Here is a 25594-nt window from a genome sequence, read left to right as displayed (position 1 = left end):
GCTATACCGCTGATCTAACCTGTTTATAAAAAACAGTGCTGTGCATCAGGCACAAAAAAGGCCGCGGTGGCAAAACCACCAGCGGCCTTTTTGTATTCCGCAGCTTTACGCCACAGCAGGCAGGAAGCACCGCGCCTGTAACGCAGTGCCCCTTTCTGCCGGGTTATTACTGAGCAGATTCGGAAGAAGAGTCAGAAGCCGGAGCTGCGGACTTCTTCTTGCCGTGGTGTTTGCCACCTTTGTGCTTGCCTTTGTGCTTGCCCTTATGCGCAGCAGCACCTTTGCTTTCTTCCGTGCGACCAGCTTCTTCAGCAGCCGGGCCAGCGCCTTCTGGGGCCTGAGCACCAGCTTCTGGGCCACTAGCAGCGGGAGGAGCAGGAGGTGCAGCTTCCTGAGCGAAGGAAGGAGCAGCAGCGCCCAGCAGGGCAACGGTGGACAGAGCCGCAAGCAGACGACGAGAAATCATAGAATGTCTCCAAAAACCTGTGGTCCACTCCGCCTCATGCAGGACAACCCTGCATCCAGCACATAGACCGGTTTATGCATTGCTTATTATCACGGCAAAAGCACAGCGTCTTGAGCTAAAATTTGTGCAATCTTTGCACATATCATCACCCAGTCACTTGACAGCCGTAAACCAGCCATATTGGCATTGGCAAAACCTAAAAAACCGCCCGCTAACAGGCGGTTTTCATAGGAAAAAGCGCTTTGAACGCTCTGTATGTGACAAAATGGTGTAACTGAAAAAAATATCTCTACACCACAAACGCGCCACACTTACAGGCTGCCCAAAATGCCAGGCAGCCCACAAGTTACAGAGAATCAGTCTGCCTTTTTGCCGCGCTTCTTGCGTTCGTTCGGGTCCAGATACCGCTTACGCAGGCGGATGGCAGATGGGGTAACTTCCACCAGCTCATCATCTTCAATGTAAGCAATAGCCTGTTCCAGAGACATACGGCGCGGCGGGGTCAGCAGCAGGGCTTCGTCCTTACCGGCGGCACGCATGTTGGTCAGCTTCTTTTCACGGATCGGGTTTACTTCCAGATCATTCTCACGGGAATGCTCACCGATGATCATGCCCTGATAAACTGTTTCACCCGCATCCACGAACAGCGTGCCACGATCCTGCAGGGAGAACAGGGAGTACTGCGTGGTAGCCCCGTTTTCTGCAGAGATCAGAGACCCGTTGCGGCGGCCTTCCACGGTGCCAGCATAAGGCCCGTAGTGGGAGAACAGACGGTTCATGATACCCGTGCCACGCGTGTCGGTCAGGAATTCACCGTGATAGCCGATCAGCCCGCGAGACGGGATGACGAATGTCAGGCGCACCTTGTCACCGCCGGAGGGGCGCATGTCCTGCATCTGGCCTTTGCGGAGGGACATCTTTTCCACCACAACGCCGGAATAGGGTTCGTCCACATCAATGGTAACTTCTTCGTAAGGCTCTTCGCGCTCACCCGTTTCTTCATTGGTGCGGAACAGCACGCGCGGGCGACCGATTGTCAGCTCAAAGCCTTCACGGCGCATGGTTTCAATCAGCACACCAAGCTGAAGTTCACCACGGCCAGCCACTTCAAACGCTTCGCTTTCCGGGCTGTCTGTCACGCGAATAGCAATGTTGCTTTCGATTTCCTTGAACAGACGGTCACGGATCTGGCGAGACGTTACCTTCTTGCCTTCACGGCCACCCAGCGGGCCATCGTTCAGGCGGAAGGTCATGGACAGTGTCGGCGGATCAACCGGAATGGCTTCCAGCGGGGCTTCCACTTCCGGGGCAGCAATGGTGTCTGGAATGGTGGCTTCAGACAAACCGGCCACGGCCACAATGTCACCAGCTTCCACTTCTTCCACACCCACGCGGTCCAGACCACGGAAGGAAAGCAGCTTGGTCAGGCGGCCTGTTTCCACCACGGAACCATCGGCCCGCAGCACCTTAACAGGCATGTTCACCTTGGCGCGGCCCTGTTCCACACGGCCTGTCAGCACGCGGCCCAGAAAGTTGTCACTTTCCAGAATGGTGGCTGTCATGGCGAAGGGCTTGTCTTTGTCCAGATTCGGAGCGGGCACATGGCGCAGGATCAGCTCGAACATCGGGCTCAGGTCCTTGCGGGCGCCGTCCAGCGTTTCATCTGCCCAGCCCTGACGGCCAGAAGCAAACAGCATCGGGAAGTCAAGCTGTTCATCATTTGCGCCAAGGGCTGCAAACAGATCGAAAATTTCGTTGTGCACTTCATCGGGGCGGGCATCGCCACGGTCAATCTTGTTCACAACCACAATTGGCTTCAGGCCGCGGGCCAGTGCCTTGCCAACCACAAACTTGGTCTGCGGCAGCGCACCTTCGGCGGAGTCCACCAGCACAATGGCGCCATCCACCATGCTCAGAATACGTTCCACTTCCCCGCCAAAGTCGGCGTGTCCGGGTGTATCAATAATGTTGATACGGGTATCTTTCCAGACAACGGAAGTGCACTTGGCAAGAATGGTAATGCCACGTTCGCGTTCCAGATCGTTGCTGTCCATTGCGCGTTCGGCAACGTGCTGGTTTTCGCGGAACGAACCCGACTGCTTGAGCAGTTCGTCAACCAGAGTCGTCTTGCCGTGGTCAACGTGGGCAATGATGGCGATATTGCGGATATCCATGTAAAGGCCTGATATTCCCTGCGGGCCACGCCACCGCTTTCTGCCTGAAAGGGTGGAGAATGGCTTTGCTGATGTTTGCTTGGGCAGACAAATAGCCGCCCGCGCGCAGGAATGCACGCAAAATCCTCACCAGTGCGTATCATGGCTGCCACCGGGGGTGGCCACATACGGGCCGCACGGCTTGCATTTACCCCCTTATGGTGGTGTGCTCGGCACCTTGGAACACATTATATTGAAAGGGTTTTTAGCATGGATATTCAGGCCATAGATCAAACCTACAACCAGTTTCAGGCACAGGCCCAACAATCTGCCACCGCGCTGCAAACGCTGTGCGCCAAAATGCAAACCGCCGCCGATGGCGGAGATATGCAGGCCCGTGAATGGCTGCTGGACCTGAAGGAACTGGCCCTTTCCCTGCGTGATGAGCAATCTCAGGTTATCAACCTGCTTCAGGCTTTGCACACGGCTCTTGCCACACAGATGCAGCAGAATGTGGCCCCGCCGCAGCCCTCCGCCCTTAGCTCCGTTAAGCCGGAAGTGGAAAACGTGCTGGACGATGTCATCAACTCCGGCTTTGCGCATTCTCTGGCATCTGGCGCGGGGTTTGGCATTGGCAACACGCTTATCAACAAACTGTTCTAAATACGCGCACGCCTGAGGGCGTGAAGGCTGGCTCCGGCGCACGCAACCGGCTACAAGCCAGCCTATGCTGCTTCACTCTCCTGCGCGTTCTGCTGTAAGCGCCGCCCCTACCCTTTCCCTTACCGTTGTAGGGCTGATGTTCGGGCTGGTTATGGGGCTGGGTGCGCCCCTGTTTACGCTGGAAATGGTGGATCTGGGGTTTGGCACGGGCATGATTGCCGCCAACACCATGATGCACGCTGTGGGCTCACTGGCCATTGCGCCGTTTATCCCGCGCATCAGCATGGCTTTGGGGCCCAAGCGGGCTGTAACTCTGGCTTTGCTCACGGGCGCTGCCACGCTAGCCCTTTTTCCGCTGCTGCCCTCCATCTGGGTGTGGTTTGGCTTGCGCACCGTGCTGGGGGCTGCGTGCGAGATTATTCTGGTGCTTTCTGAAAGCTGGCTGAACCAGATTACGCCAGACCACGCCAGAGGCCGCGTGATGGGGCTTTACAGCACGCTGCTTTCCATTGGCATTGCCGCAGGCCCCGCCTTGCTTACTGTTACAGGCCGCACCAGCGCCCTGCCCTTTGCCTGCGCCAGTGTTGCCCTATTAGTTACCACCGGGCTTGTGGCTGCGCCGTGGTTACCACACCCGCAGCTTACGCCCCCGCAGCGCCCCAGCCTGCTGCGCTATCTGCCTCTGGCCCCCATTGTTATTGCCGCCACATTGCTGATTGCCATGCTGGATTCGGCCGCCACCTCTTTTCTGGCGCTGTATGCCATGCACTCCGGGTGGTCAGAACACGCGGCTACGCTGTTGCTCAGCATCATGCTGCTGGGGGCTACGGCGTTTCAGATTCCCATTGGCTGGATAGGAGACCGCACAAGCCGCCGCTGGCTTTTAGTCTCATTGGCAGGGTTGGCTGCTGGGGGCGCGTTGCTGTGGCCGGTGGCTATCCATCATCCCGGTTTGGCCCATGTGCTGCTGTTTGCGTGGGATGGCGTGTTTGCCAGTATTTACACAGTGGCCATGTCTGTTGTGGGAGACCGCTATAAGGGCGGAGACCTGATAGCCATTTACACCCTCAGCTCCCTTGCATGGAGTGCAGGTGCGTTTGCAGGGCCTGCGCTGGCTGCCAGCTCCATGGCGGCAGCGCCAGATGGCTTGGCATGGTTTGCCGCCATTACCTGCGCGCTATTTGGCCTGCTGCCCCTGTTCCTGAAAAAAAGCGCCTAAACGCTGCCTTCTCAGGCCGGGGCCGCGCCTTGGGTGTTCACCTGCAAACGGTAGAGTGAATCCCCCGCGCACATAAATAGCCAATCGCGCTTGGGGCCACCAAATGTGAGGTTGGAAACACTCTGCGGCAGGCGAATGCGGCCAATAAGGTGCCCTTCGGGGTTGAACACAAACACCCCGCACAGCCCCACCGGCCCGCTGACACCGCACCAGATATTGCCGTGCACATCGGCCTTCATGCCATCCGGCCCCATCTGCACGCCTTCAAACCGCATGTTGGTGAACAGGCGCGGGTTGGAAAGCGGCAGTTCCTCCTTGTGCAGATCAAACACATGCACGGCCTGATCTCCATCATGCCCATGCCCGCCCGGCTGCTTGCCGGATGAAATAACATAAAGCCGCGAGAAATCGGGCGAGAAGCACAGCCCGTTGGGGTTGGGCAACTGCGCCTGCGTGAGCACCACATCCAGATGGCCTGCCGCATCTACACGGAAGGTATGGTCTGCCTGCCGGCGCGAACCACCCAGCGTGCCAATAAGTTCTTCCCCTATTTTCCAGCGGATATGCCCATCCGGGTTGGCCTCACCGCCCGGCATGTCGGCATGGCCTTCGGCCACGTTGTCTCCATACCCCGGATCGGTAAACCAGATGCTGCCATCCGGGTGGGCTATCACATCATTGGGGGAGTTGAGGGAATGGCCTTCAAACTTGTCGGCCACCACATGGGCGGAACCATCGTGCTCCCACCGGATCACGCGGCGCAGAAAGTGCTCGCACGTAATCTGGCGGCCCTGATAATCAAACGTGTTGCCATTGGCGTGGTAGGATTCCGGGCGAAAAACCGTCACCTCCCCCGTTTCCCACAAATAGCGATACTGCCGACTTGCCACTACATCACTAAACAGCAGATACCGCCCTTGGGATGACCACGCAGGCCCTTCCAGCCATGTGCCTTTATCCCACACACGATGCAGGGCGGCGTTGCCGTACAGCAGATCGCGGAAGGAGCGATCTATCACCAGCACATCCGGGTCTGGCGTATAAACGGGTGGGGCGTTTACCCCCCATTGGCGCGGCGGATTGGTGGTAACATCGGGCGGGCGCACGGTATCGGGTAGAACTTCATCCGCCCCACGGGCCAGCACCGGGGCTGCCACGGTTGCAGAAAGCGCGGTTATGCCTTTCAGCATTGCACGTCTTGCCAGCCTGCTACGTGGGGGTGCCATTGAGCCTCCTGCGTTTACCGGGCAATTTCTGCCATATGGAGCGGGTGCATACTGCCTTGGCCCTGCACTGTCACCCCTTTGGCTGTGGCAACCCCTTTGCGCAAGGGCATGGGGCCATTGCAAACCCTCTGCCCTGCACGGTTTTCAGCCAATACGCGCCACGCGCAAAAGGTTGGTGGAACCACTTACGCCAAAGGGCACACCGGCGGCTATCACCACAGAATCACCTTCTGCCCCTATGCCTGCCCGGTTCACCACATCCAGCGCGGCCTCCACCACATCTTCCACCGTGGTTGTGGGTTTGTGCGGCGCGCTTACAAATGCCCGCACACCCCATACCAGCGCCATGCGCCGGGCAGATGTATGTGTGGGTGTAATGCCCAGAATGGGGCATGTGGGCCGTTCACGCGCAATGCGCAGCGCCGTGGGGCCGCGGTGCGTATAAGCCACAATGGCCGGAGCCTTGAGCGTATCCGCCACCTGCTGCACGGCGCTGGCAATGGCATCGGCCACGTAATCTTCCGGGGCCAGACGGGCTGCGGCCATATGGGCCTGCCAGCCGGCATCTTCTTCCACCCGCCACAAAATGCGGTTCATAATCCGCACAGCCTCACGCGGATATTTGCCTGCTGCGGATTCGGCAGAAAGCATTACGGCATCTGCACCATCAAACACGGCGGTTGCCACATCCGATGCCTCGGCCCGTGTGGGAGTTGGAGCAGAAATCATGCTTTCCAGCATCTGGGTGGCCACCACAACGGGTTTGCCCAGCCTGCGGGCAGCGCGAATAATGCGTTTTTGCACCAGCGGCACGGTTTCGGGCGGCAGTTCAACGCCCAAATCTCCACGCGCCACCATAACAGCATCAGACAGTTCCAGAATGGCGTCCAGATTTTCAACCGCCTGCGGTTTTTCCAGCTTGGTCAGCACGGCGGCGCGTTCACCCACCAGCGCACGGGCCTGTGCCACATCCTCGGCCCGCTGCACAAAGGAAAGGGCCACGTAATCCACCCCCAGATCCAGCGCAAAGGCCAGATCCTTGCGGTCTTTTTCTGTCAGGGCGGGAATGGGCAGCGCCACATCCGGCACGTTCACGCCTTTATGGTCAGAAAGCGGGCCACCTACATCCACCCGCGTTTCTATCCAGTCTGGCCCTACTTTTTCCACCACAACGGCCAGCTTGCCATCATCCATCAGCAGGCGGCTGCCGGGGCGCACGGCACTGATAATTTCCGGGTGCGGCAGGTTTACGCGGTGCTCATCCCCCGGCACGTCAGACAGATCAAACCGAAAGGTGGCACCCGGCTGCAAGATAATGCGGCCTGCGGCAAAGCGGCCCACGCGCAGCTTTGGCCCCTGCATATCGGCCAGAATGCCAATGGGTGTGCCCAGTTCTTCTTCCAACCGCCGCACAATGGCGTGGCGGGCGGCGTGATCTTCATGCGTGCCGTGGGAGAAATTGAAGCGGAACACATCCGCCCCGGCCAAGGCCAGATCGCGGATGGTTGCATAATCTGAAGAAGCCGGACCGAGTGTGGCCACAATTTTAGTACGGCAGGTTTGCGCCTGTTCTGCGCCCGAACCCTGTTGTGTGGATTCAGCCATATCTGTTTCTCCTTCTAGTCCGCTGGGGTCTTTCAGGAGGGGTTGACGGCCTCATCAGCATCCACACCCCAGATCGCCTTGCGTGGCACCCAGCCATTATACTGTTTAACGGAAACCCTGCACCAGGCAGAGCCTGCCGCACATTCCTTAACAGAGCCTACAGCACCCGGTTTCAGCACCGCTACAACAGGGGCATCATCACTGGCACTTGCGCGGAGCATAACGGCACCTGCAATGCTTTTGGCATCATCCAGCGTGGGCACTGTTTCTACAACGCGCGTATCCATGTGGCCGGATGCGGGAATTTTCTCACCATTCTTGTCCAGCTTGGGCGCTATGGGGGCATCATCCCCCGGTGGTTCACCCGGCACCAGAAAATCCCGCCCGCCCGCAAGGGTGGCCTGCTGCATCCAGCCCTTCTGGCCCGTGGGGTCTTCTACCAGACGCCACACATCAAATTCACGCTCGATCCGCACCGGCATACCGCGGCGATGATACACCCAGATAATGGGGAAACGCTGCCCCGGCCCGGCACGCATGTTCACTTCATCCGCCCGCAATGCCGCATAACGTGGCAGCGGCAGGCCCGTTACGGTGCCCTTTGGCGGTTCTGGCGCGGCATCTGCCGGAGGTGTGGCCGGATTTGCGGCATCTGCTGCGGCAGTGCCCGCGGCAACTGCACCTGCCCCCGCTGCGGCCCCAGCGGCAGCCGTGGCTACGGGGTGATGCTTGGCGGCTGCGGTGTGCGTGGCCTCATGCCCTGCAGCATGGTGCTTTTTATGATGCTTGCTCTTTTTGGCATGCTCGGCCTTGGCCTCTGCACTGTCTGACTTTGCCGTGTCCGACTTGGCGGAAGCCTTTTTGCCCACCTTGGCAGAAGCACCTTCATGCGTGGCCCCGGCATGATGCGCATGGTGGCTGTGCGCCGAGGTTTTTTTCTGCTCTGCCGCATTGGCAGAAACCGTGGGAACACTGGCAAAAGCCACGGCACAGCCTGCCGCACAGGCAAGCAGGTGAAGCCGGAAAATGGAAGAGCGTGTGAACATCATGCCTGCATCCCTGCCAAGAGAGACGCGCCGGGGCAAGAGGCATCACACCTTATCCCGCGCGTGGAGACAGATAAGGGTGCACGCCCTGCCCTGCCAAAGCCGCGGCAAATCTAAGCCAAACCTTGCGTTCCCGCCAGACATGCCCCGCACACGCAGCCTATGCCCAACACATCCCGCCTGCATAGCCTTTGGGGGAAAGGCCCGTATTCTCCGCTGCTTGAAGGTGCTGCATGCGTAACTGCAACAGGAGTCGCAGCGCATACGTGTTTGTGGCGGCTTACCCGGCGGAAGGTGCAGCCTGTTGTTGGGGTGTGTGAGCGTGTTCCGCCCCCATGCCGCCGCATACGGGGCAGTTAGGGTCTGCCTCCAACATAATGGTGGTAAAGCGCGTGCGCAGGGCATCCCACATCAGCAAACGCCCCGCCATGCTTTCTCCTATATTCAAAAGCTCCTTCAGGGCCTCGGTGGCCTGCAAGGTGCCCATCACACCCGTTACGGCACCAAACACTCCAGCCTCACCACAGCTTAGGCCAGAGGCTTCACCATCGGTTTGGGGGTAAAGGCAGTGGTAACACGGCCCACCGCGCCACGGGCGAAAGGTGGAAAGTTGGCCCTCAAACCGCTGCACGGCGGCGGAAACCAGCACCTTGCGGGTTTTTACGCAGGCGGCGTTCACCACATAGCGGGTGGCAAAGTTATCGCACCCATCACACACCAGATCGTACTGGCTTATCAGCCCTTCTGCGGATGCGGCATCCAGCCGCTGGGGGTGTGTTTCCACGACAATACCGGGGTTGAGGGCTTCCAGCGTAGCACGGGCGGAATCTATCTTCCTGCGCCCCACATCGGCCGTGGCGTGCAGGATTTGGCGCTGAAGGTTGGAAAGCTCCACCACATCATCATCCACCAGCCCGATGCGCCCCACACCGGCTGCGGCCAGATACAGTGCCGTGGGGGAACCCAAGCCCCCCGCACCAATAATCAGCACGGAAGCCCCTTTCAGCGCCATCTGCCCGATTCCGCCAACCTCGGGCAAAAGAATGTGGCGGGAATAGCGCTGGATCTCGTCTTCAGAAAACTGCGAAATCATGGTGGGGCGTCCTGAAAAAAGTAAAAAAGGCAGTGAACCGATCGGTCAGAATGGCGTTAAACAGCCATCATGCTTCGTGTTGTGGCAGAAATCACGTTTTTGTAATAACACCCAAAACATGACATGTTAGTGTGCATCAGAGGTATGCTTCTGTTATAGTAACCTGCAAAATCAACATAAGAGGAATGCAAACATGATATCCCTTCCTCAGTTTGGGCAGCCTGCCCGAGCAGCCAGTCTGACCCCGCGCCAGACCGCGCGGGGGATATGTGTTGCCTCAGCCGCAGCAGCGCTGGGTGTGTATCTGGCTTCCCCTTTTGTAACGCTGTGGAGTGTGGGTTCCGCCCTGCACTCCCACGATATGACGGCCCTTGGCCAGGTCATCAACTGGGGGGCGCTGGATGCCTCCATCAAGCACCAGACGCTTAATGGCCTGCACCTTATACCTGCCTCGGACGATCTGCCCGAGTTTGGTGAATCCTTTGCCGCCACGGCTGTTTCCAATGCGGTGGATACCACGGTCACGCAAAACAATCTGGGCATGCTGGTCGATCAGGCCATTCCGGCGGCGGTGCCGGTCAGCCAGCCCAATATTTCCTTCGCCTCTCTGGCGGCCCATGCTTCCGTAAGGTTTGCACGGCTTGATCAGTTTGTAGCGGAAGTACCCCTGCCGGGGCATGAGCGCGAAACGCCCCTGCGCATTGAAATGCGGATACAGGGCTGGCGCTGGAAAATTACCAATGTGGAATTCCCCACTGCGCGGGCTCCAGTGCTTCAGGCTTCTGCGGCGCCGTCCAACGCCTGAACTCTAACCCGCCTTCTCCCTAGCGCATGTGGGTGGCCCTTATAAAAAAGGCCACCCACCCGCAGGCGGCAACATAATTGCCAGCCTACGCATGAAGTGGCCTTGCAACCCTGTGCGCCAGATTTATTTGGCGGCGGGCAGGTCTTCCTCCAGCACCACAATGTTTACGGCGTAGGACACATCACCATCTTCATCATCACGATGGATGGTGCCGATCACTTCACCATCTGCTGCCAGTTCAACAGACATACCTGCACGAGGTGCGGGGTTGATGGTCAGCTTTTCGGAACCCAGCAGCCTGCGCAGAGCTGTCTGGAGCCGGGAGATTTCTGAAGGAGATATGGAACCGCTCATGTCATTCTTTTCCTGCTGGCATAACTTTGCGCCAAAATAAGACAAGCCGCGCAGGCATGGGCCACCCCGCCCAAAATGGTGGAGCGACCGGGCACTGGCGCGGCCGCCTTTCCGATCTGTGGCCCCGCTATAGGACAACCACCCACGCTGCCGCAACCTTTCCGCAGCATTGCCCTGCCAGCGCCACTTTCTGCAGTGCATGTAACCCACAGGTTAGAGGAGGATCTGCCATTGCGTTTCTTGCGTGCTCTTGTGCCGGTGCTTTCTGCCTGCGTGCCGGTGGGGATGTGCCTTTTTGCCCTGCAACATGCTCCGCTGCCAGAACGGCAGCCAGAACGCACCACCCATATTCTGAACATGGTGGAACATGATGGCGCAGCCCAGACGGCGCAAGCCCTCTCTCGCCAGAAAGGGTGGGCGGATGTGCAGCACGCCGTAGCCTCTGGCCAGCCCGATGCCGCGCGGCTTGTGCCTGCACTTTTGCCCGCAGCAGATTCGCGCACAACGCGCACGCTTTATAAAACCATGCAGGCCGCCCTGCCCAAGCACCCGGCTATTGTGCTGGCCGCCACCAAACACGGTGGCCCCGTGCAGGCCGATGTGCAGGCTGTGTGCTCCCCCATAGGTATGAGCCACGCATGGCGCCAACAGGCCCGCCAAGCTGTGGCCCATGTGCATGATGTTCATCTGTCTGACCGCGCGCAGCGGTGCCTGAACAGGCTGGATGGCTGAACACTTTTTTGTTGATTTTTTAAAACAGTTTTTATGAAACCCTGAAGCTGGCACAAAAAACCAAGAAATACTGCCAGTTTCAGCCGGTTTATACGCGCCTGTTCAGCCCAAAACGCTGCACAGAGAAGAAATGCACCACACGCAATTTAGATATGATCTGAGCGCGTGAAGTGGTAACATCCAAATATTAGATATTCATTATTAGAATATCTCTCAAAAAAAAATAACAAGAAGCGAATCCCGGCCCATGACCGCATACCCCGGATTTTCTCGTCCCGGACAGGCCATTGCCGCCGTTTACTGTCCGGCTTTTTCTCCTCCTGCCTTGCCTGCCCGCACCCCTGTTTATTGGCCCGCCTTTGGCCTGCACATTCTGCTTGCAGCTTCTGCAGCCGGGTGTGCCGTGTGGCTTGCCCCATCTGCACACGCGGCGGAAACAGCACCTAATGCTGCACATCTGCATTATCCGCACACATCTGTTCCTGTGCGCAGGGTTCCTGCAACAACCGTTGTACCCGCCAAGGAAGCCCCGGCAGAAGTGACATCCTCTGCCGCGCCCGCAGCCAAACCGGGGTTTTGGGATAATGAGCGCCTGCTGCCCCCGCTCACCAGCCGACCAGAAGCGTATGGTCAGCCGCAGTCTCTGGAACTCGCCCCCCTGCCTACGGCCCTGCTGCATCAAGGCCCGTGGGGCGTATTTAACGCCAATACCGGAGCCGCCGCAGGGTTTGGCACCGTGGGGTATTATGCTGTTTCACGCTGGGCGGAGGATTGGTCCAGCCTGCGGGATAAGCGCAACCGTCTGGATGCCATGGATGCGCTCAAATACATTCCCTTCAATCAGGAAGGCGATATTTACCTGTCCTTCAGCGGCAACTTCCGCCAGCACAACTTTTACGATCAGCGCGCAGGGTTTGGCACCACCAAAAAAGACCCGGCCTACCGCAACAATTTCCGCTGGAATCTGGGCGCAGACCTGCACTTGGGCGAACACGTCCGCCTGTATGGGGAGCTGATGAGCGGGCAGGCCGCAGGTGTAAACTACTATGGCTATGCCGGGGGCCGCTGGCGCAGCAAACTGGATGCCCAGCAGGCATTTGTAGAAGTACGCGGCAAGGTGCTGGGCGCCACCGTAGGCGGCATGGCCGGGCGCATGACCTTTTTGGATGCACCCCCCTATTTTACGGCAGGAAGCGTGTATCCCACTTTGCCGTATTCATGGAACGGCCTGCGCGGCTATGCCTTCTGGAAGAACTTTCGGGTAGATGGCTTTTACCTGACCCTCACAGATAACAGCCCGCCTATTGCCTTCCATGATACCGTGGGCTGGAGGTCTCGCCTGTTTGGGGCCTACACATCTTACGCGCTGCCCAAGTTCTCGTTTCTGGGCAAAAGCAGCCAGGTGTTTGTAGATAGCTTTTACTACGGCATCATTCTGGCCAGCAGCGCCCTGCCCACCGCAGCAGGCGGCAGCATTGCGGGTTCTACCCACCGTGATACGCCGGGCATGCGCGTATGGGGTAACGCCGGGCCTGTTGAATTTTCTGTTGGCGGCATGTGGCAGGGCGGAGAATTCCGCGCTGCCAAAAGCGGCCCTACGCGGCCTGTTTCTGCCTATTCCGTCAACGCCACACTCTCATGGCGCTTTGCCAAATGGGCGGGGCATCCGGCTGTGGGCATTCAGGTGGATGATGTCTCTGGTGGCAACATGAACAAAAGCCAGACCAGCAGTTGGGGCAGCTTTCTTTCACCTTACGTGCCCAGCGCCTACTACCTGGATATCAGCACCTATATCGGGCAATCCAACATCATAGATGTAGGGCCTATTGCCACGGTTTCCCCCACCCCCAACACCACCTTGCTGATGAAGGTGCCCGTGGTGTGGCGCAACAGCAAACAGGATGCCATTTATGCCAGCGGCACGGCTTTTTATAACCTGCGCCCACATGGGGCCTATACAGCCACCATGCCGCAGGCCAGCTTTACGTGGCGTGCCACGCGCCACATTACGCTAAGCATTGATGGCGAATATATTTTTGCCTCCAAAACCATGATCAACGCGGGCGCATCCTCCGGCGCGTTCGTGCAGAGCAACTTGGAACTTACGTTCTAACACCCGCCTTCTGTGCCCCATAAGGGCACTGCGGTACAGACAAACTGCCCCGTCCATCGTAATGCTTGCAGCATATACAAACCAGACGGGGCAGCCCCACGCGCCACGCATGTCCTGAACATGCACCCATCGGGCCGCCTTGCCAGACCAAGCAGCAGCCCGAGGCCCCAGCATGACGCCATCCCCCACCCGCCGAGAACTCACCCTGCGCGGGCTTATACTGGGCGCGCTTATCACCATCGTTTTTACAGCTTCCAACGTGTATCTGGGCCTGCGTATCGGGCTTACGTTTGCCTCCTCCATTCCGGCAGCGGTTATTTCCATGGCGGTGCTGCGGATGCTGGGTGGTGGCTCCATTCTGGAAAACAACATGGTGCAAAGTCAGGCCTCGGCAGCGGGCACGCTTTCATGCGTGTTTGCCACTTTTCCGGGGCTGGTGATGGCGGGGTATTGGCAGAACTTTCCGTTCTGGCAAACGGCGGGGCTTTCCCTCGCCGGGGGCATATTGGGCGTGCTGTTTACCATCCCGCTGCGGCGTGCGCTGGTAACGGAAAGCAGCCTGCCTTACCCAGAGGGCGTGGCTGCGGCAGAAATTCTGCGCGCCGGGGCAGAAAAAGGCCATAGCCAAGGGCTGCGCGCCCTTATTGGCAGCGGCGTTATTGCCACGCTTTTCTCATTCGCCAGTGCCGGGCTGCGGCTTTTGGCAGATACACTTACTCTTACGGCCTCGGCCGGGGCAGCGGTGTTTCAGTTTTCCGGCGGGCTTTCCCTTGCACTGGTTGGCGCAGGCTATCTGGTGGGGTTGGCAGGCGGGCTGGCCATGCTGCTGGGCTGCATTTTGGCGTGGGGTATGGGTGTGCCGTGGCTTACGGCCCATTTGCCCAACCCGCAACATCTGGCCCCTGCCGCCTTTGCGCATGATGTGTGGCTGCACAAGGTGCGCTTTATTGGGGCGGGTGCCATTGCTGTGGCATCTCTCTGGACATTGGTGGAGCTTATGCCGCCTGTGCTGCGTGGCCTGCGCGCCATGTTTGCAGGCCGTGGCCAAACGCTGGTACCCGATGCCGAGCGCGATATGTCTGGCCGCAGCATGGGGCTGTTGCTGCTGCTTTCTGCCGCCATGCTGGCCGGGCTGTTTGCGTATTTTCTGGCCCCTGTTGCGGTAGGGTTCTGGCCTGTTGTGGCCGCTGCCGTGCTGTTTTGCATTGTGTTCGGTTTTATTATGGCCGCTGCCTGCGGCTATATGGCGGGCATTGTGGGCTCATCCTCCTCCCCCATATCGGGCATTATCATTATTGGCGCTGTGCTTTCCGCCCTGATGATTTTGGCGCTGGAAGCCTTGGGCCTTGCCCCCACCAGCATGATGGCAGAAGGGCAAAAGCTGGCCACGGCTTTTACCATTTTAGTGCTTTCGGCCATTACCGCCACGGTAGCTATTTCCAACGACAACTTGCAGGATCTTAAAACCGGGCAGCTTGTTGGGGCCTCACCGTGGAAGCAGGAAGTGGCGCTGATTGTAGGCTGCGTGGTGGGCGCTGCGGTTATTCCGCCCGTGCTGAACCTGCTTTATCAGGCTTATGGTTTTGCTGGCACCATGCCCCGCCCGGGCATGGACCCCACACATGCGCTTTCTGCCCCACAGCCCGCGCTGATAGCCATGATTGCCAATGGCATTTTCACGCACTCGCTGGATTGGAGCATGCTCTCAATCGGCATGGTGCTGGGGGCTGTTCTGGTGGGGGTGGATCAGCTTTTGCGCCGCCGCCATATGGCATTGCCGCCTTTGGGTGTGGCGGTTGGGCTGTATCTGCCAGCCTCTGTCAGCATTACGCTGGCTTTTGGGGCCATTCTGGGCTGGGGGCTAAAGCACCATATCAAAACCCGCAGGGCGCAAACCGCGCAGGATGCACCTGCTTCCAACGCCGCCATTGGCACCATGCTGGCCTCCGGCTTTATTGTGGGTGAAAGCCTGACAGGCGTGGCGCTGGCCGTGCTTTCTGGTGCGCTGGGGCAGGATGATGCCCTCTCCATCGCACAATATGTGCCCCAAAGCTTGCCGCCTGTGTTGGGCGTTGCGGCTTTTGGGGCTGCGTGCTGGTGGTTTGCCCGCAAAACCCTGCAAGCCGAAGCACTGGGCCGTTAAACTCTGCCCGCGCAAAATGTGTGGCTTTGTCTGGAACACCGCACATAAGCACCCTTCAAGATATACCTTGGGCAAAGATGGATGTCTGGATCAGGCGTTTTCCTCATTCCGCCCACGCCCAAAACCCAGCCCCAGCAGGGCCACCCCAAACACCAGCCCTGCCCACCCCCACACCATGCCGGGTGGGGTGAAGGAAAAGCGAATATCCGCCTGCCCGCTTGGCAAAGTGATACGCTGGAACAGGTTTTCTTCATACCCAAGGGCAGCCTCCTGCCCGTTTATGCGCACGTGCCAGCCGGGCAGCATGAGTTCGTGCCGGATAAGCGTGGCAGGCGTGCGGCAGTTTGTGCGCAGTGCGGTGCGAGAAAGCGGCTGGATCTCGCAGTTCTCGGGCGCCTCAAAATACGGGGCGGGATGCGGTAGGCGGTACAGATCATTCGCCGCACTGCTGTAAAGCAGTTGCAGACGTTTTTCGGCTGGTGCCTCCTGCTGGCCCGGCAGTTCCATACCGTGTGGCACCACGGCCAACGCTACGCCCAAACGTTCCAGCACCTCCGGCCTCTGGCCCAGCACATCCTGCAAAAAGAAGTGCCCATTTGGGGTGTTGGGCGTAATGCCATCAAACGTCACGGGGTTGAGGTTCGGGCCAAAATCATGCTGCAAACGGGCAATCCACGCCGCAGGCATGGGCACGCCGTTGTGGTTGATGGAGGCCAACCCAAAATACGCGCCATAATTGGGGGCCAACCCGCCGAGGGAAACAAACTTGTTCAGCCCGATCTGGGCCTTCATGGTGTTTATCAGCGTGGCATCTATGGGCAACACGCTGCGGGTAGATAACAGCGGCACACAAAACAGAAAAAGCGCTTCTGCCACCACGGCACTTGCCAGAACTGTCACCCGCCACCGCGCCAGAATGGGCAGCAGCAACGCGGCAAGGCACAACGCCACCAACACACCACCGGCCAGCATGGAACCAAACGCATAAAAGCGCGAAGATACCGGCCCCTGCGTAAAGCCCCATAAATCCGCCCGTGCGGGGGCGTTCCAGCGCCATACGGCATAGGTGGCCAGCAGCAGAACGCCTCCGGCGCACAGTGCGGGCCATGCTGTTGCCAACCAGCTTTTGGTGCGTTGTTTGGCACCCTCCGCGCCTGACCGAATAGCGACATTGCGGCACACATCATCCAGCCCGAAGGCGGCCAGAAGAAGAAGCGCCATTTCCTCCATCGGGTAGCAAAAGCGATGGAAAAACGTCAGCGCTATGCCGGGTATCATATCCACAAGCTGGGCTATGCCGGGCAGATTGGCCTGCTTGCCCACACACGCCACAAAATAGGCCGCCAGCAATATGCGCGCGGCCCGCTCCCTTCGCCCCCACAGGCCCAGAATGGCCAAAAATGGCAGCAAAACGCCCCAGTATCCGCCCACACTCCACCATGCCTCATACCGAGAGGCCGGGCCGTAAAAGATGGGGCCATTGATGTAGGGAAACAGCGCCATAGCCCAACACGTTATGGGCTGGGTGATGGAAATACCCGCTGCGTGGTCTCCCACCCACGCATGAGGCAGATAGGTGGCAAACGCCACAAGCTGCGGGGCTGCCAGAAGCAGGGCCGTGCAGCCCCCAACCGCAATGGCGGCGGCAAACGGTGCGCGCGCCTCCGCAGGCTGTTGCGCCAACCGCAAAAGTGCCCAGCACAATACCAGCGTGCCTTGCAAAAACGCGGTTTCGGGAAAGCTGGAAAGCACCATGCCGCCCAAGCCAAGGGCCAGAATGCTCCAGTTACGCACACCGGCCCAGCCGCGTGCTGTGCCGCGCAAGACCTCCACCCCCAGCAGGGCCAGCGGCAAAAAGGCCAGCGGCTGGCTTGGCCCATCCGATGCCCATGCAAACGTGCCGTTAAACGCCCACAGCACAGCCCCCACCAACACCACGCGCGCATCTATCCCCAGTTTGCGCAGCAGGGCGTACATGCAAAAACCTGCCAGAATTTGCAGCGTAATTTTAAGAAACAGCAGACCACCGGGCAGGCCCAGAAGCAGCACAAAAGGCAGAAAGAACGCGCCGGGCTGATACTCCCCCGCAAGCGGCATGCCCACACCGCTATACGGGTTCCACCACGGCAAAATACCATGCCGCCAGTCTGCCGCGGCCAAGTGCCCCAGTGCCTGCACAATCACGCCCGCGCAGCCATCTATCCACCCCGGCAGGCCGGGCAGAATACCGCCTTCCAGCCAGTTGCGCCGTGTTTGCGTACCTGCCGAAAGCACGGAAATGGGGTCTGACGTTGCCCCCCCCCACAGGGCCGGGCCAAGCAGTTCTGGCAGATGCACCAGCACAGGCAGCAGCACCAGCACAACCACGTGCCACACGGGCCAATGTGCACAAAACCGATGGCGGGCAGAAAAAGAAAAAGCGGGCATATGCCCGCCTTAGCAAAGGGGAGGCCGTATTCCTACACAATACGCCCCCTTGTATGTGCGTTAGTGCTGCAAAAAGACCGGCACATCCGGGTGGCCCAGAATGTAATCCGTAGCACTGCCCATAAGCCGGTTATACAGCATGTTGTGCTGATACCCGCCTATCACCAGCAGATCCGCCCGCCGGGCATCGACCTCATCCAGAATGGATTGTGCAGCCTTGCTGGCATCATCACTTGGTTTTAGCTCCACCCGTTCGGGCGTAATGCCGGGCAGGATATCCATGGGCATGGGGGAATCCGGCGTTTGCAGCACATCCACCTGCTTGGCCTGCGCCAGCAGCACACGAGCAGAGGCAAACGCCTTCCGGCAGCCATCTGTATCCTTCCATGCCATCAGAATATGGTCTCCACTTGGGCGGTCCCAAAATGGCGGCACAAACAGAACGGGGCGGCCTGTCTGAAAAATGGCTGAACGGGTGGCCAGTTTTTTCTGGTCACTATCCCGGCTATCGGGAAAGTTCATAATCAGCAGATCAGCATCCTTGCCATAACCGCTGATAATTCTGTCCACCGTAATTTCGGGGTCCAGCCAGTTTACTTCCACCTTGTTCAGCCGCTCTGCGCCAGAACCATATTCCTCCGCCAGCCAGCGATGGAAAATTGTGTGCAGGCTATCGGCCCATTCACGCTGGTTTTCACGCAGCACGGCGGCACTTTCATCCGTCAGGCCCATATTGCCCAGCACCTGCGTGGGTGGCTCCCGCGCGGCCAGAACATCCATACGGTTGCCATTTACGCGGGCCAGAAACTGTGCCGCCATATTAAGCAGCACTTCCGCCTGATCCTGCTGGCTGAGAATAACAAGACATCTCTGCATTGCCTGCGCTCTCCCTTTCTTATCTGTGGCGTGTCACCACGCACACCTATGGTGGGCCAGCGCCAGAAAGCATCCGCACCAAACGTGCCTGCCGGCTGAAGGGTTGCCCATCCCCCCAACTGTGCCACGCCTGCCCTCTCTCTGGAAGGTGAAGAAAAAACATGCCGCCCCCTCTCGCATTTCGGGGCAAAGCGCGGCACAACCGCAAGAATTACACCAGCCCTTACGCAAGAAAAGGATACGGCCACCGTGTTGCTGAACGTGATTGAACGCGGCCCCGATGCCCCCTCTACCCTGCCGCCGGTTGTGCTGTTGCACGGGCTGTTTGGCCGCGCGCGCAATCTGGGTTTTGTGCAACGTAAGCTGGCCGCCACCCGCCAGACACTGGCAATGGATTTACGCAACCACGGCAACAGCCCCCACGGCCCCATGAGCTACCCCGCCATGGCGGAGGATGTGCTGGAAACCATGCACCATTATGGCATGCAAAAAGCCATGGTGCTGGGCCATTCCATGGGTGGCAAAACTGCCATGATGCTCTCACTCATTCACCCACAGGCCGTGCAAAGCCTGCTGGTGGTGGATATTGCCCCCGGCCAGGGCGGCTTTGCCCGCATGGACCTGCCACCGGGGCTGGATAAGCTGGCCTTTCCCCCGCATCTGGACCTGCGCAGCGCGGATGAGCTGTTGCGCCCACTTATTGCCAATGATGCCGTGCGGCAGTTGATGATCCAGAACATCCGCATGGGGGATAACCCCGGCTGGGCCATTGGCATGCACGATATTCTGGCTGGCATGCCCGCCATGATGGGCTGGCCCACCCTGCCCGCCAGCGCGCAGTATAGCGGCCCCACACTGTTTATTCGGGGGGAAACATCACCCTATATTCAGCCCACCAATTACCCGCAAATGCGCCACCTGTTCCCGCATTATCGGCTGGAAACCATTAACGGCGCAGGCCATTGGGTGCATGCAGATGCCCCGCGCCGGTTTATGGAACTGGTGGAAGAATTTGCCACCCAGACAGAAAACGCCACCACGGCCTAACGGCACACAGCACGCACTGCCGCCAGTTTTTAGCGTGGCGGCAGCGTTACGGGCTTGCCCGCCATATCCAGCGCCACGGCCTCGGCAATGCGAATGCCATCCATGGAGGCGGAAAGAATACCGCCCGCATAACCAGCCCCTTCACCCGCCGGATACAGGCCCGGCGTGTTGATGGACTGCCCGACCTCATTCCGCGGAATACGCAAGGGTGAGGACGTACGAGTTTCAACCCCCGTCATCACCGCATCTTCCATGGCAAAACCGTGGATCTTGCGGTCAAACTTTGGCAGGGCCTCACGCAGGGCTTCCACCACAAAATCCGGCAGACATTTTGAAAGATCACTTGGGGTGACGCCCGGTTTGTAAGATGGCACCACATCCCCCAACGTGGTGGAGGGGCGGCCTGCCAGAAAATCTCCTACACGCTGGGCGGGGGCGCGGTAATCCTTGCCCCCCAGTTCAAACGCCTTGCGCTCCCACTGGCGCTGGAAGGCCATGCCTGCCAGCGGGTCATCGGGGTAATCCACACCGGGGCGCAGTTCCACCACAATGCCGGAATTGGCGTTACGCTCGGCGCGGGAATACTGGCTCATGCCGTTGGTAACCACCTGCCCTTCTTCCGAGGTTGCCGCCACCACGGTACCGCCGGGGCACATGCAAAAGGAATACACGCCCCGCCCGTTGCTGGCATGGTGCACCAGCCGATATTCCGCCGCACCCAGCAGCTCATTACCCGCACTGGGGCCAAACTGCGCCACGTCTATAACAGATTGCGGGTGCTCTATGCGCACCCCAATGGAAAATGGCTTGGCCTGCATGGCCACATCTTCGGCCTGCAACATGGCAAACGTATCACGCGCACTGTGGCCCACGGCCAGAATAACGTGGTCGGAGTCTATAACCTCCCCATCAGCCGTGCGCACACCTTCTACCGCGCGGGTTTGCGGGTTGAGCACCAGCCCATCCACACGGGTTTGAAAACGGTATTCCCCACCAGCTTCCTCTACCTCGCGCCGGATGTGCTCCACCATGGAAACAAGGCGGAACGTGCCAATATGCGGGTGGGCCAGATACAGAATATCCTCCGGCGCGCCAGCCTTTACAAACTCCTCCAGCACCTTGCGGCCCAAAAAGCGCGGGTCTTTTACCTGGCTGTACAGCTTGCCGTCAGAAAAGGTTCCGGCTCCGCCTTCACCAAACTGCACGTTGCTTTCTGGCGTCAGTTCAGAGCGGCGCCACAGGGCAAACGTATCCACCGTGCGCTCACGCACCACCTTGCCGCGTTCCAGCAGCAGCGGGCGCAGGCCCATGCGGGCCAGCACAAGGGCGGCCATAAACCCGCACGGCCCGGCACCTATAACAATAGGGCGCTTGTATCCAGGCTTTGCCGCCAGTTCCGCCCCATTGGTAATGGGGGGCACCCACTCCATGTTGGGGGAAGGCTGCACGTGGTTATCCTTGGGGTGGGCTGCACGATAACGCGCCAGCACGGCGGCCTCGTCCTTCACGGTGCAATCCACGGCATAAACCAGCTTGATAGCCACGCGCTTGCGGGCATCGTGCCCGCGTTTGAACACGCTATAATGCTCCAGCGCATCTGGGCTGATATTCAGCCGCTCACAAATGGCCTGTGCCAGTGCCTGTGGCGAATGGTCGAGCGGAAGCCGTAATTCGGTCAGTCGGAGCATGCGCTGTGCCCTTACCTTTCAAGCAGCCGTGAAAAAAATCTGCTCTTTCCCTAGGCCGCTCCGCCGTGTGGCGCAATATTGGCTTGGTGGGTCACAAAAAAGATGTTGCCCTTCCATGCCTTTCTTAGCAGACATAAATAAGACAGACCGGGTTGGTCCTGTTAGCTTGCACCCTCCCCGGCTATTCGTGTCCCATTCATTCAGGAATGTGCCTTTCCATGCCTTCGCCGCACGATCATACGCCACCTTCCCAGCCTGCGGGTTCTGCCTGTGGTCATGCGCACCACACGCCGGGCCAGACAGACGGGCACAGCCATGCAGAAGAATCCTGCACCGCAGGGCATGATCACGCAGCAGATGCCCACACCCATACGCATGCGTGCAGCGCGGAAGATCATGACCACGCCCATGATGCGCATGGTGATGATCACGCCGGGCATGACCATGCAGCAGGCACAAGCTGCGGGCACAGCCACGGTTTTGGGCACGCCCATGTGCATACCCCTTCCTCCTTCGGCAAGGCGTTTGCCATAGGTATTGCGGCCAACAGCCTTTATCTGGTGGCCGAGGCGCTGTGGGGCTTTTTCTCACACTCGCTGGCATTGCTGGCCGATGCGGGGCACAATCTTTCCGATGTGCTGGCACTGGCCGCGGCATGGATGGCGCAGCATCTTTCCCAACGCTCACCCTCTTTGCGGTTTACGTATGGGTTGCGCCGGTCTTCCATTCTGGCGGCACTGGCCAATGCGCTGGTGCTCATGTTGGTAACGGGCGGCGTGGCGTGGGAGGCCATAACCCGGCTGTTTGACCCCGCCCCCGTAGCTGGCAAAACCATGATGATTGTGGCCGCCCTTGGCATTGTGGTGAACGGCGCCACCGCCCTGCTTTTTGCCTCCGGGCAGAAGGGAGACCTCAACATTCGCGCGGCCTTCATGCACCTTATGGCAGATGCCGTTACCTCCCTTGCCGTGGTGATAGCGGGCGGGCTGGTGTTGCTGACAGGCCTGAACTGGATAGACCCCGCCATAAGCCTTGCCATTTCCGTTGTGGTGGTGGCCAGCACGTGGTCCCTGCTGCGGGATTCGCTGGATATGGCGCTGGATGCCGTGCCCCGCACGGTGGATGCCGGGGCCGTGGAGGGCTTCTTGCGCACGCTGCCCGGTGTGGCGGATTTGCATGATCTGCACATCTGGCCCATCAGCACCACGGAAACCGCGCTGACGGTGCATCTGGTGCGCACCTCCGCCCCCGTAGCAGACAATGATACCGCCCTGCTGGAAAAAGCCGCCGCCGCCCTGCGTGAACGGTTTGGCATTGTGCACCCCACCTTGCAGATAGAAGCCGCAGATTACGCCCCCTCCTGCGCCTTAACAGACCCACATACTGTCTGATACGCCAGCCCGCGCCCCCGCGCATTTTACGCCGCCACGCCAGCCAGAGTTGTTTTTTACGTGCCAGAACTTCCCCTTCCCTCCAGCAATCGCGGGATTGCTGTTGTCAGCCTTGGTGTCAGCTTTGTTGCTCTGGGGCTGAAATATGCTGCCTATGCCACCAGCGGCAGCATTGCCCTGTATGCCGATGCGCTAGAAACCATCATTAACGTGGTAGCCGCCGCCGGAGGGCTGTGGGCGCTCAGCGTGGCCGAACTGCCCGCAGATACCAACCACCCCTACGGCCACCACAAGGCGGAATATCTTTCTGCCGTGGCAGAAGGCGCGTTGGTGGTGGTGACAGCTTTTGTAATTGGCGATGAAGCCGTGCATGGCTGGCTGCACCCCAACCCACCCAAGGCCCCGTGGCTTGGCCTGGGGCTGAACGCATTGGCCACCATGGTGAATCTGGCATGGGGGCTTATCATGCTGCGGGTGGGACAAAAGCGCCGCTCCCCCGCATTGGTGGCAGGCGGGCAGCATGTGCTCTCCGATGTATGGACAGGCGTTGCCCTTGTGGTGGGTGTTACGCTTATTCCACTTACCGGCTGGGTGCGGCTGGATGCCATTCTGGCAGGGCTTTTGGCTATAAACGTGCTGCGCGTGGGCTGGGAAGTGATGCGCGAATCTGTTGCCGGGCTGATGGATGAAGCACCCGAACCCGAAACAATGGATGAAATTCGCGCCATTATTGCCGCCAACGGCAAAGGGGCAATTGAGGCGCACGATATCCGCACCCGCATTGTGGGGGCTGTAACGTTTTTGGAGTTCCATCTGGTTGTGCCCGGCACCATGAGTGTAAACACCGCGCATGATATCTGTGACCGCATAGAGGCCGCCCTGCGCGCCAGCATGGGCAGCACGCTGGTGCATATTCATGTTGAGCCAGACACGCACGCCAAGCGCGAGGGCATTGTGTTCTGGAAAGGCCCGGCAGAAGCCTGCCCCGCACCCGATGCCCTGCCCGATACTGGAGCCCACGCATAATAAAAGCGGTGCTTGCCATAAATATTCGGCAATAAAGAACATCGCCTCTTTCATGTTGTGCATGAAATGCTACACTCGGCTGCATCCTTTTTTCCTGCCCTTTATGCCTTTACGGATGCCGCCCATGCCCGCCAGCGTGTTCCCCACGACTGAATCCCTTCGTCATTTGCGAGAACATGCCAAAGCGGGCACCGTAAACTGGCGCAGAAAATTTATTTACTGGTCTGGCGCCATTATGGTGGGTGTGGTGGCCGTAGGCTTTGCCACGCTGGCCGATGCCGCCGCCCATGTGCGCGACCACATTTTAAAAATAAGCCCGCTGCTGATGCTGCTGGTTACCCCCGGTGGGCTGGCGCTTTCTACGTGGCTGACGCGCACATGGTTTAGGGGCGCACAGGGCAGCGGTATTCCGCAGGCCATTGCGTGCATGCACCTCAACAACATTACCATTGTTGATAAAGTGCTCTCTCTGCGCATTGCCTTTGCCAAAATCCTGCTGACATGCCTTGGCCTGCTTTCTGGCGCCTCTATTGGCCGAGAAGGGCCAACCGTGCAGGTGGGTGCTTCCATCATGCACACGGTGGGGCATTACATGGGCATTACAGACCTCACCCGCCAACGTGCGCTGATTAAAGCCGGAGGGGCCGCAGGTGTGGCCGCCGCCTTTAACACTCCGCTGGCTGGTATTGTGTTTGGTATTGAGGAACTGGCCCATTCCTTCGAGCAACGCACCAGCGGCACCATGCTGACCTGTGTGGTCATCTCTGGTGTTACGGCTATCGCCCTTGTGGGCAACTATACTTATTTCGGGCACACCTATTCCTCCGTGCCGGTGGGCACAAGCTGGCTGGCCGTGCTGGCCTGCGGCATTATCGGCGGGCTGTGTGGGGGTGGGTTTTCTGCCCTTTTGGTGCGCATGTCTCGCGGTATTTCGGGGGCTTTTGGCATATTCATTACGCGCCACCCGGTGGCATTTGCCGCCCTGTGCGGGCTGGTGCTGGCCTTTATCGGGCTGATTTCTGGCGGCATGACATACGGCACAGGCTACGTGCAGGCGCGTGACATCATTATGGGGTCTGACCAGTATCCGGCCTCATTTTTTGTGCTGAAACTGCTGGCCACCATTGTATCCTACTGTTCGGGCATTCCCGGCGGACTGTTTGCGCCCTCGCTTTCCGTTGGGGCGGGCATGGGCGGCTGGGCACCGTGGCCTATTTTGCCGCGGTTACGCAGTCTCCCCTCACCGCCACGGTGATTGTGATGGAGATGTGCGATAACCAGCAGATCACCCTTGCCCTGCTGGCCAGCGCCTTTCTGGCCTTTGGTGTATCCCGCACCCTGTGCAGCCATGCCTTGTATGGTGCGCTGGCCGTGCGTTTTGTGCGCACCACTGCCCCCAAACAAAGCAGCGCATCCGTGGTAACGGCCACAGATACCGCACGCCGCGCCTCATCCTCAAAGCAGAGCTGATGTGCCTCTGGGCTTGGGTTCTGGCCTAGAGCGCTCTGGCACCCTATATGT

The 25594-nt window shown here is 59.2% G+C and carries 19 protein-coding genes and 1 pseudogene; 10 read left to right on the top strand and 10 right to left on the bottom strand.

The genetic code is table 11. The features are described from left to right. Positions 1–166 precede the first annotated feature (166 nt). Positions 167–466, bottom strand: a complete 300-nt coding sequence (locus APA10_RS06545) for a hypothetical protein (RefSeq protein ID WP_003629062.1) — start codon at positions 464–466, stop codon at positions 167–169. A gap of 356 nt (positions 467–822) precedes the next feature. Beyond that, a complete protein-coding gene (typA, locus tag APA10_RS06540; protein ID WP_012812606.1) occupies positions 823–2640 on the bottom strand; it encodes a translational GTPase TypA in 1818 nt (605 codons plus the stop codon). 141 nt (positions 2641–2781) lie between these two features. Here typA and APA10_RS06535 point away from each other — a divergent pair, with 141 nt between their 5' ends. Beyond that, a complete protein-coding gene (locus tag APA10_RS06535; protein ID WP_080587122.1) occupies positions 2782–3282 on the top strand; it encodes a hypothetical protein in 501 nt (166 codons plus the stop codon). 64 nt (positions 3283–3346) lie between these two features. Next, a complete protein-coding gene (locus tag APA10_RS06530) occupies positions 3347–4501 on the top strand; it encodes an MFS transporter (protein ID WP_003629056.1) in 1155 nt (384 codons plus the stop codon). A gap of 11 nt (positions 4502–4512) precedes the next feature. Here APA10_RS06530 and APA10_RS06525 read toward each other — a convergent pair whose 3' ends face one another. The 4 genes from APA10_RS06525 to APA10_RS06510 form a co-directional block, all read right to left on the bottom strand. After that, a complete protein-coding gene (locus APA10_RS06525; RefSeq protein ID WP_035365712.1) occupies positions 4513–5727 on the bottom strand; it encodes an SMP-30/gluconolactonase/LRE family protein in 1215 nt (404 codons plus the stop codon). A 144-nt stretch (positions 5728–5871) separates the two neighbouring features. Continuing rightward, positions 5872–7332 (bottom strand): pyruvate kinase, encoded by a 1461-nt coding sequence (gene pyk, locus APA10_RS06520; RefSeq protein ID WP_003622475.1) that lies wholly within the window; start codon positions 7330–7332, stop codon positions 5872–5874. Positions 7333–7364: 32 nt separating this feature from the next. Beyond that, entirely contained in the window at positions 7365–8381 is a 1017-nt protein-coding gene (locus APA10_RS06515) for an SH3 domain-containing protein (protein WP_003629053.1), read from the bottom strand. A 277-nt stretch (positions 8382–8658) separates the two neighbouring features. Further along, positions 8659–9471, bottom strand: a complete 813-nt coding sequence (locus APA10_RS06510; RefSeq protein WP_003629051.1) for a HesA/MoeB/ThiF family protein — start codon at positions 9469–9471, stop codon at positions 8659–8661. A 193-nt stretch (positions 9472–9664) separates the two neighbouring features. Here APA10_RS06510 and APA10_RS06505 point away from each other — a divergent pair, with 193 nt between their 5' ends. After that, entirely contained in the window at positions 9665–10276 is a 612-nt protein-coding gene (locus APA10_RS06505) for a DUF2939 domain-containing protein (RefSeq protein WP_003629049.1), read from the top strand. Positions 10277–10399: 123 nt separating this feature from the next. On the opposite strand, the gene APA10_RS06500 is transcribed toward APA10_RS06505, so the two are convergent. Further along, complete coding sequence (locus tag APA10_RS06500) at positions 10400–10630, bottom strand: DUF3126 family protein (protein WP_012812599.1); 231 nt, start codon at positions 10628–10630, stop codon at positions 10400–10402. Between the two features lie 75 nt (positions 10631–10705). Between APA10_RS06500 and APA10_RS06495 the strand changes: the two genes are divergently transcribed. The 3 genes from APA10_RS06495 to APA10_RS06485 all read left to right on the top strand — a co-directional run bounded on the left by APA10_RS06495 (position 10706) and on the right by APA10_RS06485 (position 15618). Next, the gene (locus APA10_RS06495; RefSeq protein WP_174714298.1) at positions 10706–11362 is read left to right on the top strand and encodes a hypothetical protein; all 657 of its coding nucleotides are present in this window, start codon (positions 10706–10708) and stop codon (positions 11360–11362) included. 247 nt (positions 11363–11609) lie between these two features. After that, positions 11610–13475: an alginate export family protein gene (locus tag APA10_RS06490; protein WP_003629046.1), complete on the top strand. Its 1866-nt coding sequence runs from the start codon at positions 11610–11612 to the stop codon at positions 13473–13475. A gap of 172 nt (positions 13476–13647) precedes the next feature. Beyond that, positions 13648–15618: an OPT family oligopeptide transporter gene (locus APA10_RS06485; RefSeq protein WP_035367375.1), complete on the top strand. Its 1971-nt coding sequence runs from the start codon at positions 13648–13650 to the stop codon at positions 15616–15618. A 90-nt stretch (positions 15619–15708) separates the two neighbouring features. Here the strand turns inward: APA10_RS06485 and APA10_RS06480 are convergent, their stop codons facing one another. Both APA10_RS06480 and APA10_RS06475 read right to left on the bottom strand, forming a co-directional pair. Then, positions 15709–18045, bottom strand: a complete 2337-nt coding sequence (locus APA10_RS06480; protein WP_003629043.1) for a hypothetical protein — start codon at positions 18043–18045, stop codon at positions 15709–15711. A 60-nt stretch (positions 18046–18105) separates the two neighbouring features. Next, positions 18106–18921 (bottom strand): universal stress protein, encoded by an 816-nt coding sequence (locus tag APA10_RS06475; RefSeq protein ID WP_003629042.1) that lies wholly within the window; start codon positions 18919–18921, stop codon positions 18106–18108. Positions 18922–19170: 249 nt separating this feature from the next. Between APA10_RS06475 and APA10_RS06470 the strand changes: the two genes are divergently transcribed. Continuing rightward, a complete protein-coding gene (locus APA10_RS06470) occupies positions 19171–19968 on the top strand; it encodes an alpha/beta fold hydrolase (RefSeq protein ID WP_003629041.1) in 798 nt (265 codons plus the stop codon). A gap of 29 nt (positions 19969–19997) precedes the next feature. On the opposite strand, the gene APA10_RS06465 is transcribed toward APA10_RS06470, so the two are convergent. Next, positions 19998–21656 carry an NAD(P)/FAD-dependent oxidoreductase gene (locus APA10_RS06465; protein ID WP_003629040.1) on the bottom strand — a complete coding sequence of 553 codons (1659 nt, stop codon included), beginning with the start codon at positions 21654–21656 and terminating at the stop codon, positions 19998–20000. Between the two features lie 206 nt (positions 21657–21862). Between APA10_RS06465 and APA10_RS06460 the strand changes: the two genes are divergently transcribed. The 3 genes and pseudogenes from APA10_RS06460 (at position 21863) to APA10_RS06450 (ending at position 25543) form a co-directional block, all read left to right on the top strand. Next, entirely contained in the window at positions 21863–23047 is a 1185-nt protein-coding gene (locus APA10_RS06460) for a cation diffusion facilitator family transporter (protein ID WP_003629039.1), read from the top strand. Between the two features lie 60 nt (positions 23048–23107). Further along, positions 23108–24073, top strand: coding sequence for a cation diffusion facilitator family transporter (locus APA10_RS06455; protein ID WP_003629038.1), 966 nt, complete (start codon positions 23108–23110; stop codon positions 24071–24073). 52 nt (positions 24074–24125) lie between these two features. Further along, positions 24126–25543: pseudogene (locus APA10_RS06450) on the top strand (chloride channel protein). Positions 25544–25594: the final 51 nt, after the last annotated feature.

It is taken from the genome of Acetobacter pasteurianus subsp. pasteurianus LMG 1262 = NBRC 106471, from assembly GCF_000285275.1.
GTDB classification, from domain to species: Bacteria; Pseudomonadota; Alphaproteobacteria; order Acetobacterales; family Acetobacteraceae; genus Acetobacter; species Acetobacter pasteurianus.
Note: the sequence above shows the minus strand (reverse complement) of the source record. Positions and strands in the feature narration are given on the sequence as shown.

Coding starts and splice junctions, on each gene's coding strand:
- APA10_RS06545 (WP_003629062.1), bottom strand. CDS start 466: ATGATTTCTCGTCGTCTGCTTGCGGCTCTGTCCACCGTTGCCCTGCTG.
- typA (WP_012812606.1), bottom strand. CDS start 2,640: ATGGATATCCGCAATATCGCCATCATTGCCCACGTTGACCACGGCAAG.
- APA10_RS06535 (WP_080587122.1), top strand. CDS start 2,782: ATGGCTGCCACCGGGGGTGGCCACATACGGGCCGCACGGCTTGCATTT.
- APA10_RS06530 (WP_003629056.1), top strand. CDS start 3,347: ATGCTGCTTCACTCTCCTGCGCGTTCTGCTGTAAGCGCCGCCCCTACC.
- APA10_RS06525 (WP_035365712.1), bottom strand. CDS start 5,727: ATGGCACCCCCACGTAGCAGGCTGGCAAGACGTGCAATGCTGAAAGGC.
- pyk (WP_003622475.1), bottom strand. CDS start 7,332: ATGGCTGAATCCACACAACAGGGTTCGGGCGCAGAACAGGCGCAAACC.
- APA10_RS06515 (WP_003629053.1), bottom strand. CDS start 8,381: ATGATGTTCACACGCTCTTCCATTTTCCGGCTTCACCTGCTTGCCTGT.
- APA10_RS06510 (WP_003629051.1), bottom strand. CDS start 9,471: ATGATTTCGCAGTTTTCTGAAGACGAGATCCAGCGCTATTCCCGCCAC.
- APA10_RS06505 (WP_003629049.1), top strand. CDS start 9,665: ATGATATCCCTTCCTCAGTTTGGGCAGCCTGCCCGAGCAGCCAGTCTG.
- APA10_RS06500 (WP_012812599.1), bottom strand. CDS start 10,630: ATGAGCGGTTCCATATCTCCTTCAGAAATCTCCCGGCTCCAGACAGCT.
- APA10_RS06495 (WP_174714298.1), top strand. CDS start 10,706: ATGGTGGAGCGACCGGGCACTGGCGCGGCCGCCTTTCCGATCTGTGGC.
- APA10_RS06490 (WP_003629046.1), top strand. CDS start 11,610: ATGACCGCATACCCCGGATTTTCTCGTCCCGGACAGGCCATTGCCGCC.
- APA10_RS06485 (WP_035367375.1), top strand. CDS start 13,648: ATGACGCCATCCCCCACCCGCCGAGAACTCACCCTGCGCGGGCTTATA.
- APA10_RS06480 (WP_003629043.1), bottom strand. CDS start 18,045: ATGCCCGCTTTTTCTTTTTCTGCCCGCCATCGGTTTTGTGCACATTGG.
- APA10_RS06475 (WP_003629042.1), bottom strand. CDS start 18,921: ATGCAGAGATGTCTTGTTATTCTCAGCCAGCAGGATCAGGCGGAAGTG.
- APA10_RS06465 (WP_003629040.1), bottom strand. CDS start 21,656: ATGCTCCGACTGACCGAATTACGGCTTCCGCTCGACCATTCGCCACAG.
- APA10_RS06460 (WP_003629039.1), top strand. CDS start 21,863: ATGTGCCTTTCCATGCCTTCGCCGCACGATCATACGCCACCTTCCCAG.